At 60.6% G+C, this 13456-nt stretch carries 14 protein-coding genes; all 14 read left to right on the plus strand.

Annotated elements, in window-relative coordinates; all coding sequences use genetic code 11:
* The first annotated feature begins 102 nt into the window (after nt 1-102).
* The 14 genes from AKL25_RS19635 to AKL25_RS19700 all read left to right on the plus strand — a co-directional run bounded on the left by AKL25_RS19635 (nt 103) and on the right by AKL25_RS19700 (nt 12975).
* Entirely contained in the window at nt 103-930 is an 828-nt protein-coding gene (locus AKL25_RS19635; RefSeq protein WP_050479401.1) for a ferritin-like domain-containing protein, read from the plus strand.
* Nucleotides 931-1163: 233 nt separating this feature from the next.
* On the plus strand, nt 1164-2417 hold the full coding sequence (gene urtA / locus AKL25_RS19640; RefSeq protein ID WP_007881331.1) for an urea ABC transporter substrate-binding protein: 1254 nt from the start codon (nt 1164-1166) through the stop codon (nt 2415-2417).
* 205 nt (nt 2418-2622) lie between these two features.
* Complete coding sequence (gene urtB, locus AKL25_RS19645) at nt 2623-4239, plus strand: urea ABC transporter permease subunit UrtB (protein ID WP_050479402.1); 1617 nt, start codon at nt 2623-2625, stop codon at nt 4237-4239.
* The gene (gene urtC / locus AKL25_RS19650; RefSeq protein WP_050479403.1) at nt 4236-5363 is read left to right on the plus strand and encodes an urea ABC transporter permease subunit UrtC; all 1128 of its coding nucleotides are present in this window, start codon (nt 4236-4238) and stop codon (nt 5361-5363) included. Before urtB ends, urtC begins: the two co-directional genes overlap by 4 nt.
* Nucleotides 5360-6214: an urea ABC transporter ATP-binding protein UrtD gene (gene urtD / locus AKL25_RS19655; protein WP_007881334.1), complete on the plus strand. Its 855-nt coding sequence runs from the start codon at nt 5360-5362 to the stop codon at nt 6212-6214. Before urtC ends, urtD begins: the two co-directional genes overlap by 4 nt.
* A 33-nt stretch (nt 6215-6247) precedes the next feature.
* Complete coding sequence (gene urtE, locus AKL25_RS19660) at nt 6248-6946, plus strand: urea ABC transporter ATP-binding subunit UrtE (protein WP_050479404.1); 699 nt, start codon at nt 6248-6250, stop codon at nt 6944-6946.
* Nucleotides 6947-7076: 130 nt separating this feature from the next.
* Nucleotides 7077-7973, plus strand: a complete 897-nt coding sequence (locus tag AKL25_RS19665; protein ID WP_050479405.1) for an urease accessory protein UreD — start codon at nt 7077-7079, stop codon at nt 7971-7973.
* Between the two features lie 37 nt (nt 7974-8010).
* The gene (locus AKL25_RS19670) at nt 8011-8313 is read left to right on the plus strand and encodes an urease subunit gamma (protein WP_007881339.1); all 303 of its coding nucleotides are present in this window, start codon (nt 8011-8013) and stop codon (nt 8311-8313) included.
* An 11-nt stretch (nt 8314-8324) separates the two neighbouring features.
* Nucleotides 8325-8648 carry an urease subunit beta gene (locus AKL25_RS19675; protein ID WP_050479406.1) on the plus strand — a complete coding sequence of 108 codons (324 nt, stop codon included), beginning with the start codon at nt 8325-8327 and terminating at the stop codon, nt 8646-8648.
* Nucleotides 8648-10348 carry an urease subunit alpha gene (ureC, locus tag AKL25_RS19680; RefSeq protein WP_050479407.1) on the plus strand — a complete coding sequence of 567 codons (1701 nt, stop codon included), beginning with the start codon at nt 8648-8650 and terminating at the stop codon, nt 10346-10348. The genes AKL25_RS19675 and ureC overlap by 1 nt, the downstream gene beginning before the upstream one ends.
* A gap of 19 nt (nt 10349-10367) precedes the next feature.
* Nucleotides 10368-10877, plus strand: coding sequence for an urease accessory protein UreE (gene ureE, locus AKL25_RS19685; RefSeq protein ID WP_050479408.1), 510 nt, complete (start codon nt 10368-10370; stop codon nt 10875-10877).
* Between the two features lie 14 nt (nt 10878-10891).
* On the plus strand, nt 10892-11572 hold the full coding sequence (locus AKL25_RS19690; RefSeq protein WP_050479409.1) for an urease accessory protein UreF: 681 nt from the start codon (nt 10892-10894) through the stop codon (nt 11570-11572).
* A 69-nt stretch (nt 11573-11641) separates the two neighbouring features.
* A complete protein-coding gene (ureG, locus tag AKL25_RS19695) occupies nt 11642-12277 on the plus strand; it encodes an urease accessory protein UreG (protein ID WP_007881349.1) in 636 nt (211 codons plus the stop codon).
* Nucleotides 12278-12360: 83 nt separating this feature from the next.
* Nucleotides 12361-12975, plus strand: a complete 615-nt coding sequence (locus AKL25_RS19700) for a HupE/UreJ family protein (protein WP_050479410.1) — start codon at nt 12361-12363, stop codon at nt 12973-12975.
* The last annotated feature ends 481 nt before the right edge of the window (nt 12976-13456 follow it).

A 13456-nucleotide genomic window follows, 5' to 3' on the forward strand; every position in this document is an offset into this window, starting at 1 on the left:
GCAAGATAAATCCGCGCTTGTTACAAAAGGCTAATCTTTCTTTGCGAACCAAGCCGTTTTCTCTTCGTCATATTTCCATATCAGCATTGTCGAGGAGGTATCGTGGCAAGTCAGGAACAGCACCAACCGCGCTGGAGCATCGCCGATCTGGATTTTTCCCGCATCGATCTGCGACGCGTGCGCAACGATGAAAACACCTTCTACCTGGTCGCCTGCGCCTCCTTCGTCGAAAGCGGCTCCGATCTCTATACCCACAACCTGCTGGATTTCTTCAGCGACAACGCCGAAGTCGCGGCCTGGCTGCGCGAGCAGTGGGAGGTGGAAGAACTGCAGCACGGCCGGGCGCTGCGCGCGTATGTCGAGCATGTCTGGCCCGAATTCCCATGGCAGAGCGCTTACGACAATTTCCTCGAGGAGTACGCCACCTACTGCAAGGTCGAGCTGCTGGAGCCGACCAAGGCGCTGGAAATGGCGGCGCGCTGCGTGGTCGAGACCGGTACCGCGACTTACTACCGGGCGCTGTCGCGCAGCGTGAAGGAGCCGGTGCTGCGCGATCTGGCCGCGCGCATCTCCAATGACGAGGTTAACCACTACAAGCATTTCTATCGCTACTTCCGCGAATATCGCAAACGCGAAGGCATCGGCCGTTCGCGCGTGCTTGGCACCCTGAGCCGCCGCACGCTGGAAATGCGCAATGAAGACGCCGACTGCGCGATCCGTCATGTGCTGAAATTCCGCGACCCGACGCGCGCCGGCGACACCGCCTATCTGAAGCAGCTGAGCACCCGCATGAGCGCCACCGTACGCACCAATTTGACGCCGGAGATGACGCTGAAGATGATCATGCGCCCGCTGGAATTGCCGCCGCGGGTGCAAAGCTGGGTTCAATATCCGATACAGCAGCTGATGCAACACGTGTTTTTGCGCTAAAAACAATCACCTCCTCACCGATTTGCAGCAAATTGCTCCCGTTTGGGGCAAATCGGAATCTGTCGCACCGTCGCCATTTTTACCATCACTAAAATGGTGCGATAGCACGCACGCGCCTCCACAAAGTTCGAGAAATCGAGAGAGATTGACGAATTGTCATTGGCACGCAATCTGCTAAAGCAGAGAGGCAGTCAACAAACTCTCATTGATTCTTCTAACTGTAGGAGCACTTCATGTCACGTCGCACTATCCTAAAAGCAACAGCACTCGGCGCGTTCGCACTTGCAGCATCCTCCTGGCTCCCAGCCGCGTTCGCCGCGGACACCATCAAGGTCGGCATCCTGCACTCGCTGTCGGGCACCATGGCCATCTCCGAAACATCGCTCAAAGATGTGGCGCTGATGACAATCGATGAAATCAACGCCAACGGCGGCGTCATGGGCAAGAAGCTCGAACCCGTGATCGTTGACCCAGCCTCCAACTGGCCACTGTTCGCTGAAAAAGCGCGCCAGCTGATCTCGCAAGACAAGGTTTCCGTCGTGTTCGGCTGCTGGACTTCGGTCTCGCGTAAATCGGTGCTGCCGGTCTTCAAAGAGTTGAACAGCCTGCTGTTCTACCCGGTCCAGTACGAAGGCGAAGAGCTGGAAAAGAACGTGTTCTACACCGGCGCAGCGCCTAACCAGCAAGCGATCCCTGCCACCGAATACCTGATGTCGAAAGAAGGCGGCGGCGCCAAGCGTTTCGTCCTGCTGGGCACCGACTATGTGTACCCTCGCACCACCAACAAGATTCTGCGCGCCTTCCTGCATAGCAAGGGCGTGAAGGATTCCGACATCGATGAGGTCTACACACCGTTCGGCCATTCCGATTACCAGACCATCGTCGCCAACATCAAGAAGTTTGCAGCAGGCGGCAAGACTGCAGTGATCTCGACCATCAACGGCGACTCCAACGTTCCTTTCTATAAAGAACTCGGCAATGCCGGCCTGAAGGCGACCGACGTGCCTGTCGTGGCGTTCTCGGTGGGTGAAGAAGAACTGCGCGGCGTCGACACCAAGCCGCTGGTCGGCCACCTGGCTGCCTGGAACTACTTCGAATCCGTGAAGAACCCGGTCAACACCGCCTTCATCAAGAAGTGGAAAGCCTACGCCAAGGCCAAGGGTCTGCCGAACGCCGACACCGTCGTGACCAACGATCCGATGGAAGCGACTTACGTCGGTATCTACATGTGGAAGCAAGCCGTTGAAAAGGCCAAGACCACCGACACCGACAAGGTGATCGCAGCGATGGGCGGCCAGACCTTCAAGGCGCCGTCCGGTTACACGCTGGAAATGGACAAGACCAACCATCACCTGCACAAACCAGTGATGATCGGCGAAATCAAGGCCGACGGTCAGTTCAACGTGGTCAACAAGACCAAGACCACGATCCGCGCACAGCCATGGAGCCCTTACATCCCTGGCAACGAAAGCAAGCAAAAGATGTAATGCAACCGCTTGCAAGGTTTGCTTAGTTGAGCAGTCCCCGCTGCATGTTCCATGCAGCGGTTTGCAAGACCTTGCGCCGGACGTCCGACATCCCGTCCGGCGCAATCAATGCGGCGGTTCCCCTCCCGGGGCCGCCGGCATGAATCTCAGACAAGCGTCGTAAGACCGACTTTCTTTCCGTCTTGCAGTGCCACCGAAAAGAACCATGAGACTTCTCCCCAAGATCATTGCGTCCGCCATGCTCACAGGCTGGCTATGCACCCAGGCGATCAGCGCGCATGCCGCGATCGATCCGGCACTGCTCAAGCCGCTGGCCGGCGACGACCCCGATGCGCGGATTGCCGCCGTCACCCAGATTGCTGCGCTGGCCAATGCCGACGCACAGAAAATCCTCAACGCGATCAACAGCGATGCGCTGTACGCGACGCCTGCCGGCGACGTGCTGATCATCGAAGACGCCGAGGCGTTCAACCCGGCCACCGACAAGACCGGCCCGGCCCCTGACGACGCCGAAGGCATCACCGTCAACAACCGCCTGCGCGGCGTGGTGGAAGGCGCCTTGTCCGGCCTCAAGCTGTTTTCGCCGGACCGCGCCACGCGCCTGACTGCGGCGACCGAGTTGCTGAAGACCGCCGACGCGGCACAGACGCCGCTGATCAGCAAGGCGCTGGCGGCGGAAAAAGATCCGCAAATCCAGGAAGTGTTGAAGCAAGTCGTCGCCACCGCCAACCTGCATGCGCCCGATGCGGCCGCGCGCAAAGCCGCGGTCAAGGCCCTGGCCGAGACCACCAACGCCAACCTGAAGCCGGTGCTGGAACAAATGCTGGCCAAGAATCCCGACGGCAGCTATGTCGAAACCGACGAAGGCGTACGCATCGAAGCGGTCCGCACGCTGTCGGCGCTGGACCGTCACCTGTCCATCACCGAATTCGTCGGCAAGCTGTTCTACGGCGTCTCGCTCGGCAGCGTGCTGTTGCTGGCGGCGCTGGGCCTGGCGATCACCTTCGGCCTGATGGGCATCATCAACATGGCGCACGGCGAACTGCTGATGATCGGCGCCTACACGACGTATGTATGCCAACTGGTGTTCCGCAAATTCTTCCCCGGCGCGATCGATGCCTATATCGTCGTCGCACTGCCGGCGGCCTTCATCGTTGCCGCAGCAGTGGGCATTGCGCTGGAACGCCTGGTGATCCGCTGGCTTTACGGCCGCCCGCTGGAAACCCTGCTGTGCACCTGGGGTATCAGCCTGATGCTGATGCAGGGCGTGCGGTCGATCTTCGGCGCGCAAAACGTCGAAGTCGCCAACCCGAGCTGGATGTCGGGCGGCATCACGGTGCTGGGTTCGCTGGTGCTGTCGTATAACCGGATCGTGATCATCTTCTTTGCGCTGTTCGTGGTGTTTGCGGTGTGGCTGATCCTCAACAAGACGCGCCTCGGCCTGTTCGTGCGCGCGGTCACGCAGAATCGCCGCATGGCCGACTGCGTGGGCGTCTCGACCGGCAAGATCGACATGATGACCTTCGGCCTCGGCTGCGGCATCGCCGGTCTCGGCGGCGTGGCCTTGTCGCAGCTCGGCAATGTCGGCCCCGACCTTGGCCAGGGCTATATCGTCGACTCCTTCATGGTGGTGGTGCTGGGCGGCGTCGGCCAGTTGGCCGGCACCGTGATCGCCGCGTTCGGCCTGGGCGAGGTGAACAAGTTCCTGGAACCGGTCGCCGGCGCCGTGCTGGCCAAGATCGCCATCCTCGTGTTCATCATCGTGTTTATCCAAAAGCGCCCGCAAGGCCTGTTTGCACTGAAAGGCAGGAGCGTGGAATGAGTACCCTCAATCTCCCATTGAATCTTCCCCTTAAACCTTCGCTGTTTTCGCGGCCGGCCTGGACAGGCATCGTGGTCTTTACCGTGATCCTGGGTCTGCTGCCTATCCTCAACCTGATCTTCCCGGCCGGCCATCCGCTGTCCATCTCCAGCTACACCATCGCGCTGATCGGCAAGTTCATGTGCTACGCCATGGCGGCGCTGGCGCTCGATCTGGTGTGGGGCTACACCGGCATCCTGTCGCTGGGCCACGGCGTGTTCTTTGCGCTGGGCGGCTATGCGCACGGCATGTACCTGATGCGCGCCATCGGCCACGACGGCGTGTACCAGAGCGACTTGCCGGACTTCATGGTGTTCCTCAACTGGAAGGCTTATCCGTGGTACTGGTGGATGACCGAGCACTTCTGGTTTGCGATGCTGCTGGTGGTGCTGGTGCCGGGCGTGCTGGCCTTCGTGTTCGGTTACTTTGCCTTCCGTTCGCGCATCAAGGGCGTGTACTTCTCGATCATCACGCAGGCGATGACCTTTGCCTTCATGCTGCTGTTCTTCCGCAACGATACCGGCTTCGGCGGCAACAACGGCTTCACCGATTTCAAGCGCATCCTCGGCTTCACGATCACGGCGCCGTCGACCAAGGCGGTGCTGTACCTGGTGACGCTGGCCTTCCTGCTCGGTTCGCTGCTGCTGTGCCGCGCCATCGTGACGTCGAAGCTGGGCCGCGTGCTGCAGGGCGTGCGCGATTCCGAATCGCGGCTGATGTTCATCGGCTACAACCCGCTGTGGTTCAAGCTGTTCGTGTGGACCTTGTCGGCGGTGCTGTGCGGCATTGCCGGCGCGCTGTACGTGCCGCAGGTCGGCATCATCAATCCGTCCGAAATGTCGCCGGCCAACTCGATTGAGATGGTGATCTGGGCCGCGGTCGGCGGACGCGGTTCGCTGCTCGGCCCCATCATCGGCGCGTTCACCGTCAACGGTCTCAAGAGCTGGTTCACCGCCGCCTTCCCGGACCTGTGGCTGTATGCGCTGGGGCTGATCTTCATCCTCGTGACGCTGTTCCTGCCGCAAGGCATCCTGGGACTGATCAAGAAACTGAAAAAACAAGACTCTGCCAAGGAGGCCGCATGAGCGAAATGTACAATCGCGCCGCGCCGCAAGACAGCGTCGACAACGGCCAGCATGCCGACCACGGCACCTCGTATGCGCGCATCAAGCAGGAAGGTGTCGACACCACCCACGGCGCCATCCTGTATCTGGAAAACATCACGGTCTCGTTCGACGGCTTCAAGGCGATCAACAACCTGAACCTCGACATCTCGGTCGGCGAGCTGCGTTGCATCATCGGCCCCAACGGCGCCGGCAAGACCACGATGATGGACGTCATCACGGGCAAGACACGGCCGACGGCGGGCACGGCCTTCTTCGGCCAGACCATCGACCTGACCAGAATGACGGAATACGAAATCGCCCACGCCGGCATCGGCCGCAAGTTCCAGCGGCCGACGGTGTTCGAGCAGCATTCGGTATTCGAAAACCTGGAAATGGCGATGAAGATGGACAAGCGCGTGAAGACGACCTTGTTCGCACGCCTGAATTCGGAACAGATCGGCAAGATCGAAGAGATCCTCAAACTGATCCGCCTGAACGGCCAGGAAAACCGCGTCGCCGGCCTGCTTTCGCACGGCCAGAAACAATGGCTGGAAATCGGCATGCTGCTGATGCAGGAGCCGCAATTGCTGCTGCTGGACGAGCCGGTGGCCGGCATGTCCGACGCCGAAACCGTACGCACCGCCGAATTGCTCAACGAACTGCGCGGCAAACATTCGATCATGGTGGTCGAGCACGACATGGGCTTCGTCGAAGAGATCGCGCAGGGCGGCAAGGTAACCGTGCTGCACGAGGGTTCGGTGCTGGCCGAAGGCACGATGCAGCAGGTGCAATCGGACGATCGCGTGATTGAAGTGTACCTGGGCCGCTGAACTTAAGCTGCTCAATCCGGAGACGAGAAGAACATGCTGCAAGTCAATCAACTGAACCAATACTACGGCGCCGCGCACACCTTGCGCGGCGTGTCGATCAATGTCGAAAAAGGCAAATGCCTGTCGCTGCTCGGCCGCAACGGCGTCGGCAAGACCACCTTGCTGAAATGCCTGATGGGCGTCTTGCCCGTCGCCGCCGGCAATGTCACCCTGGAAGGCAAGGACATCACCAGACTCAAGCCGCATCAACGCGCAGGACTGGGGATTGCGTACGTGCCGCAAGGCCGTGAAATCTTCGCGCGCCTGACCGTGGAAGAGAATCTGCTGATGGGCATGGCGACCAAGTCCGGCCGCAAGGCGTCGACGATCAAGGGCGAAGTCTACGAACTGTTCCCGGTGCTCAAGGAAATGCTGCACCGTCGCGGCGGCGATCTGTCGGGCGGGCAGCAACAGCAACTGGCGATTGCCCGCGCGTTGCTGGCCGAACCGAAACTGATCATCCTCGACGAACCGACCGAAGGCATCCAGCCCTCGATCATCAAGGACATCGGCCGCGTGATCAGCCTCTTGCGCCAGCGCGGCGACATCGGCATCCTGCTGTGCGAGCAGTACTTCGATTTTGCGCGCGAACTGGCCGATACCTTCGTCGTGATGTCGCGCGGCGAAGTCGTCGCCTCGGGCGTGCAGGCGGAGATGGATCACGAAGACGTGAAGAAGCACCTCGCGGTGTAAACGCATCTTTGCCCGCGCGCCGTGTTGCCGGATTATCAAGTTCCGGCGACGTGCGTTTTCACGGCAGGTCTGCTATAAACAAAGGTCCGCGCGCCGTCTCGCCCTCATGTCGCCATAATCAGAACATTGCATGAAACGCATCATTGATCCTGCCGCTGCCGTCACGGAATCCGGCCAAACCGTCGTCGCTGCTCCGCGCCATGAACAGGCGCGGTTGACGCTGGGCTTTGCCGACGATGCCGGCACCACGCGCATGATCGAGCGCAGCCACTTCGGCCCGCTGCGCGTGCAAAAGCCGCTCTATCCCGAACATCCCGCCGTCTGCCATGCCGTCATCGTCCATCCGCCGGGCGGCATCCTTGGCGGCGACGTACTGAACATCACTGCCCATGTCGGCGACAATGCCCATGCCCTGCTGACCACGCCCGGTGCAGGCAAGTGGTATCGCGCCAACGGCTTCGTCTCTCAGCAGCAGGTAGCGCTGACGGCAACCGCCGGCGCGGCGCTGGAATGGCTACCGCAGGAAACCATTTTCTTCAACGACGCCGACGTGCGCATGGAACACCAGGTCGAGCTGGCTGCCGATGCGACGTATATCGGCGGCGAAATCCTGTGCTTCGGCCGCACCGCCTCGGGCGAATCTTTCGTCAACGGCCGCGTCAGCCAGCGCACCAGCATCCGCCGCGACGGCAAGCTGATCTGGTTCGAACAAGGCGCGCTACGCGCAGGGACGTCGTCGATGACGAGCCCTCTGGCATTGGCTGGCTATACGGTGAGCGCGACCTTGATCGCCGTCGGCCTGCCGCTCAACGCTGCCTTCCTCGGCGAATTGCGCGAACAAACCAGCGCGTTGGCGCAGGATGGCAATGGCCGCAGCGGCGCGACGCAAATGAAACAAGTATTGGTGCTGCGCTATCTGGGCAACTCCAGCCAGGTTGCGCGGCAATGGCTGACGCATGCATGGCAGCACATCCGGCCGGAATTGATGCGGCGCGAGGCGATCGTGCCGCGCATCTGGAATACATAACGAACATACAAACATCACGCATCAGGGAGAACACGCGATGGAACTCACTCCACGGGAAAAAGACAAGCTGCTGATTTTTACGGCGGCCTTGGTGGCTGAACGGCGCAAGGCGCGCGGCCTGAAACTGAATTATCCGGAAGCGGTGGCGCTGATCACGGCAGCCATCATGGAAGGCGCGCGCGACGGCCGCACGGTTGCCGAGCTGATGTCGGAAGGCACCAAGATCCTGAGCCGCGCCGACGTGATGGATGGCGTGGCGGAGATGATCCCCGACATCCAGGTCGAAGCGACTTTCCCGGACGGCAGCAAGCTGGTCACGGTTCATCACCCTATTCCTTAAGGAGCACTGAGATGATTCCAGGAGAAATGCTGGTTGAACCCGGCGACATCGAACTCAACGTAGGCCGCGCCACGGCGACCGTCACGGTGGCCAACAGCGGCGATCGTCCGATTCAGGTCGGATCGCATTTTCACTTTTTCGAAACCAATCCGGCATTGAAATTCGACCGCCAGACTGGTTATGGCATGCGTCTGAACATCGCCGCCGGCACCGCGGTCCGCTTCGAGCCCGGCCAGGAACGCACGGTGGAGCTGGTGGCGCTGGCGGGCGAGCGCAAGGTCTATGGTTTCAACGCCAAGGTGATGGGCGCACTCGACAAGAAGGGAAATAAATAATGGCCAAGATTTCGCGTCAGGCTTATGCCGAGATGTTCGGTCCCACCGTCGGCGACCGTTTGCGTCTGGCCGACACCGAACTGTTCATCGAGATCGAAAAGGATTTCACGACCTATGGCGAAGAGGTCAAGTTCGGCGGCGGCAAGGTGATCCGCGACGGCATGGGCCAGTCGCAGCGCAACTATAAAGACGTCATGGACACCGTGATCACCAATGCCGTGATCGTCGACCACTGGGGCATCGTCAAGGCCGACATCGGCATCAAGGGCGGCAAGATCGCCGGCATCGGCAAAGCCGGCAATCCGGACATCCAGCCCGACGTCACCATGGCCATCGGCGGCGCCACCGAGATCATTGCCGGCGAAGGCATGATCGTCACGGCCGGCGGCGTCGACACGCACATCCATTTCATCTGTCCGCAACAGATCGAAGAAGCGTTGATGAGCGGCGTCACCACCATGATCGGCGGCGGCACCGGCCCGGCGGTCGGCACCGCAGCGACGACCTGCACGCCGGGTCCGTGGCACATCCACTCGATGCTGTCGGCGGCGGATGCCTTCCCGATGAATCTGGGCTTCCTCGGCAAGGGCAATGTGAGCTTGCCGACACCGCTTGAGGAACAGGTCCACGCCGGCGCCATCGGCCTGAAACTGCATGAAGACTGGGGCTCGACGCCGGCAGCGATCGACAACTGCCTGTCGGTGGCGGATCGCCTCGACGTGCAGGTCGCGATCCACAGCGACACGCTCAACGAAGGCGGTTTCCTCGAGCATACGCTGGCAGCCTTCAAGGATCGCACCATCCACACCTTCCACACCGAAGGCGCAGGCGGCGGTCACGCACCGGATATCATCGCGGCGGTCGGCGAAGGCAATGTGCTGCCATCCTCGACCAACCCGACGCGTCCCTACACCGTCAATACGCTGGACGAGCATCTGGACATGCTCATGGTTTGCCATCACCTGGATCCTGCGATTGCCGAAGACATCGCTTTCGCCGAATCACGCATTCGTCGCGAGACGATTGCCGCAGAAGACATCCTGCACGACATCGGCGCGATCTCGATGATGTCCTCCGATTCGCAGGCCATGGGCCGCGTCGGCGAAGTGATCATGCGCACCTGGCAGACCGCGCACAAGATGAAGACGCAGCGCGGCTCGCTGGCGCAAGATCCGTCGCGCCACGACAATTTCCGCGTCAAGCGCTACATCGCCAAGTACACCATCAACCCGGCGATCACGCACGGCATCTCGCATGTGGTCGGCTCGCTGGAAGTCGGCAAGGTCGCCGACATCGTGCTGTGGAAGCCGGCCTTCTTCGGCGTCAAGCCGTCGATGATTTTGAAGAGCGGCATGATCGCGGCGGCGCAAATGGGTGATCCGAATGCGTCGATCCCGACACCGCAGCCGGTGCATTACCGCATGATGTTCGGCGCGTACGGCGGCGGCTTGAAGACCTCGATGACGTTTGTCTCGCAGTCGGCGTTCGATGCCGGCATCGGCGACATGCTCAAGCTGAACAAGCCGGTGGTGCCCGTGAAAGGCATGCGCAATCTGCGCAAGCGCGACATGATCCACAACGGCCTGACGCCGAAGATGGAAGTCGATTCCGAAACCTATGAGGTGCGCGCTGATGGTGAATTGCTGGTGTGCGAACCGGCCAAGGTGCTGCCGCTGGCGCAACGTTATTTCCTGTTCTGAATATCGCTTTTAAAACATTATGCTGACCCTGAACACCAAGATCGAACATGCCGAACACGTCGACGGCGAATTGCTGCTGCCCTACGACCAGCGCGAAAAAAGCCGCCTGCGCGCGACCATGACTTCGGGCGAGGAAGTCGCCGTCTTCACCGTGCGCGGCACCGTGCTGCGCAACGGCGACCTGCTACGCGGCGACGACGGCCGCGTGGTGAAGATCAACGCCGCCAAGGAGGCGACTTATCGCGTCGAAGCCAGTTCGCCGCATCAGTTGCTGCGCTGCGCCTTCCACCTCGGCAATCGCCACACGCAGGCGCAAGTCGGCGAGGGCTTCCTGCGTATCCGCAAGGATCCGGTGCTGAAGGAAATGCTGGAAGGCCTGGGCGCGCTGGTGGTTGAAGAAGAAGCTGCGTTCGAGCCGGAATCCGGCGCTTACGGCGGCGGTCATCATCACCACGGCGACGACCATCATCATCCGCTGGCGCCGATCCCGGTACGCCAGAAGATCCATCGCCCCGGCGACAAATCCTGATACGCGGATCATCCATGCAAGCACAGGCCCTGCTTCATTTGCTCCAGCTGACCAGCCCGTCGCTGCCGATCGGCGCATACAGCTATTCGCAGGGGCTGGAAGCGGCCATTGAAAACGGCACGGTAAAGAACGAAGCCGGCGCGCGCGCGTGGATCATCGACTCGCTGCACGAAGTGGTCGCGCGTTTCGAAGCGCCGATTTTGTGGCGCTTGCTGCAGGCCTTTGCCGGGCGCGATGCGGGCGCGGTGGCGTTGTGGAACGAACGCTTTATCGCCGCGCGCGATACGGCCGAGTTCCGCGCCGAGACGATACAGATGGGCTATTCGCTGAGCAAGCTGGCCATCGACCTGAAGATCGGCGACGCATCCTTGCTCTGCCTGATGCAGGCGCAGGGCGAAGTGCCGCTGCCGACGGCCCTGGCGTATGCGGCCGTGGCCTTGAATGTGCCGCATGATGCCGCGTTGCTGGGCATGCTGTTCGCGTGGGCGGAGAACCAGGTGCTGGTGTGCGTCAAGTCGGTGCCGCTGGGCCAGGTTGCCGGACAACGTTTGCTGTTGTCGTTGCAGCCCGAATTGGAAGCTGCGGCCAGGACGGCGCAAGAGTTGGCCGACGATGAGCTGTCGAACTGGTCGCCGGGCTTGTCGCTGCTGTCGATGCAGCATGAAGTACAGTACAGCCGCTTGTACCGGTCTTAGTGTGGACGTCGTATTGGTCGATCAGAGTCATCTGAATTTTTATAGAATCCGTTTTTAATCGAGATAAACATGAGCAATCCATCCTCCCCCAATCCACTGCGCGTCGGCATCGGCGGCCCGGTAGGCTCCGGTAAGACGGCGCTGTGCGAGATGCTGTGCAAACGCATGCGCGATCATTACGACATGGCGGTCATCACCAATGACATCTACACCAAGGAAGACATGGAGATCCTGCTGCGCGCCGATGCCTTGCCGGCGGAGCGCCTGATGGGCGTCGAAACCGGCGGCTGTCCGCACACGGCGATCCGCGAGGACGCCTCGATCAACCTGGAAGCGATCGCGCGCATGAGCGCGGATTTTCCGGATCTGGACCTGATACTGGTAGAATCCGGCGGCGACAATCTGGCGGCAACATTCAGCCCGGAATTGTCAGATCTGACGATTTACGTGATCGACGTTGCCGGCGGCGAGAAAATTCCGCGCAAGGGCGGTCCCGGCATCACGCGTTCGGATCTGCTGATCATCAACAAGACCGACCTGGCGCCTTACGTCGGCGCCAATCTCGACATCATGGCGCAGGACGCCAAGCGCATGCGCGGCGAACGTCCGTTTGTGTTTACCAATCTGCGCAGCGGCGATGGGGTTGAGACGGTGATTGAATACATCCGCAAGCAAGGCTTGCTGGACGAAAAGAAGCAGGCTTGAAGAAGCGGACTTGAGATTCAGCTTATTCAGATTAGTTAGGCGCGCGTGCGCATCCACGAAGATTGATACGAAGGAGAAAAAACATGTTCCGTATTTCCACCAAGACTGCAATGCGCGCCGGCGCATTGACCATCGCCGTGCTGGCAGCGGGCAGCGCTTTCGCACACCCTGGCCATCCCGATTCGATGATGGCGGCGTCGGGCAGCTTCAGCGCCGGCTTCGCCCACCCGTTCTCCGGCATCGACCATTTGCTGGCCATGCTGGCCGTCGGCCTGTGGGCCGCACAGAACAAGCGTTCCGCCATGTGGGTATTGCCGCTGGCGTTTCCGCTGATGATGGTGATCGGCGCATTGCTGGCATTTGCCGGGCTTGAATTCCCTGCTGCCGAAACCGGCATTGCCGCATCGGTCGCCGTGCTCGGCCTGTTGATCGCCTTCGCCGTGAAGATGCCATTATGGGCAAGCACGGTGGTGGTGTCGCTGTTCGCGCTGTTCCACGGCTACGCGCACGGCAGCGAATTGCCGCATGGTTCGTCGGCAGCAATGTATGGTCTTGGTTTTGTACTGGCAACCGCGATATTGCATGCAGCCGGTTTGGGTATCGGCCTGTTCGCCGGCAAGCAGATGGCAGATAAGGTCGTGCGCATCGGCGGCATTGGTATCGCTGCCGTGGGTGCGTATCTGCTCGCAGGTGTGTAACGTACTGAAGCCGGGTCGCCGATGAATGTCGGCGATCAGCTTGAATTGAAAGCCGCGTTTCGACGCGGCTTTTTTGTTGTCTGGACGGTGTGTGGTGGTTCGGATGTTGGGTTCAGGCGTGGGGTGGTCGTGAGTGGAGTCTCTGGTTGCGCAGCATTGCTGGTATTGGATTGGAGGTTATTAGAAGAGGAAGTGCTGTCTCTCAGAGCGGGGCCAGACGTCTCTAGAAGGAAGAGCAATGGGGAGATAGGCGGGAGAAGGTATAGCCAGGGCGGATGTTGCCGATGCTTGAGAAGCGAGTAAGGCGATGAGTGGTCAGCGGGTCTTGCGAGGGAGCGGAGGTAGGTTACGGTTAAGGTCGTGAGAGGAGGTTGCGATGATGTGGAGCTGTTTTCCGATCAGGATCAGCAGGTGTGCTGACGGAATAAATAGCGAACAGAGAACGGCGATCGGACAGCAAAAAGCCCCACACCTGATGGTA

The sequence above is a fragment of the Herbaspirillum rhizosphaerae genome (assembly GCF_001189965.1).
GTDB classification, from domain to species: domain Bacteria; phylum Pseudomonadota; class Gammaproteobacteria; order Burkholderiales; family Burkholderiaceae_D; genus Herbaspirillum; species Herbaspirillum rhizosphaerae.

What these genes read in the sequence shown, in the direction of transcription:
- urtB (WP_050479402.1), top strand. Translation starts at nt 2,623, where the DNA reads ATGAGACTTCTCCCCAAGATCATTGCGTCCGCCATGCTCACAGGCTGG.
- AKL25_RS19690 (WP_050479409.1), top strand. Translation starts at nt 10,892, where the DNA reads ATGCAAGCACAGGCCCTGCTTCATTTGCTCCAGCTGACCAGCCCGTCG.
- ureG (WP_007881349.1), top strand. Translation starts at nt 11,642, where the DNA reads ATGAGCAATCCATCCTCCCCCAATCCACTGCGCGTCGGCATCGGCGGC.
- ureE (WP_050479408.1), top strand. Translation starts at nt 10,368, where the DNA reads ATGCTGACCCTGAACACCAAGATCGAACATGCCGAACACGTCGACGGC.
- AKL25_RS19675 (WP_050479406.1), top strand. Translation starts at nt 8,325, where the DNA reads ATGATTCCAGGAGAAATGCTGGTTGAACCCGGCGACATCGAACTCAAC.
- urtA (WP_007881331.1), top strand. Translation starts at nt 1,164, where the DNA reads ATGTCACGTCGCACTATCCTAAAAGCAACAGCACTCGGCGCGTTCGCA.
- ureC (WP_050479407.1), top strand. Translation starts at nt 8,648, where the DNA reads ATGGCCAAGATTTCGCGTCAGGCTTATGCCGAGATGTTCGGTCCCACC.
- AKL25_RS19670 (WP_007881339.1), top strand. Translation starts at nt 8,011, where the DNA reads ATGGAACTCACTCCACGGGAAAAAGACAAGCTGCTGATTTTTACGGCG.
- urtD (WP_007881334.1), top strand. Translation starts at nt 5,360, where the DNA reads ATGAGCGAAATGTACAATCGCGCCGCGCCGCAAGACAGCGTCGACAAC.
- urtE (WP_050479404.1), top strand. Translation starts at nt 6,248, where the DNA reads ATGCTGCAAGTCAATCAACTGAACCAATACTACGGCGCCGCGCACACC.
- urtC (WP_050479403.1), top strand. Translation starts at nt 4,236, where the DNA reads ATGAGTACCCTCAATCTCCCATTGAATCTTCCCCTTAAACCTTCGCTG.
- AKL25_RS19665 (WP_050479405.1), top strand. Translation starts at nt 7,077, where the DNA reads ATGAAACGCATCATTGATCCTGCCGCTGCCGTCACGGAATCCGGCCAA.
- AKL25_RS19700 (WP_050479410.1), top strand. Translation starts at nt 12,361, where the DNA reads ATGTTCCGTATTTCCACCAAGACTGCAATGCGCGCCGGCGCATTGACC.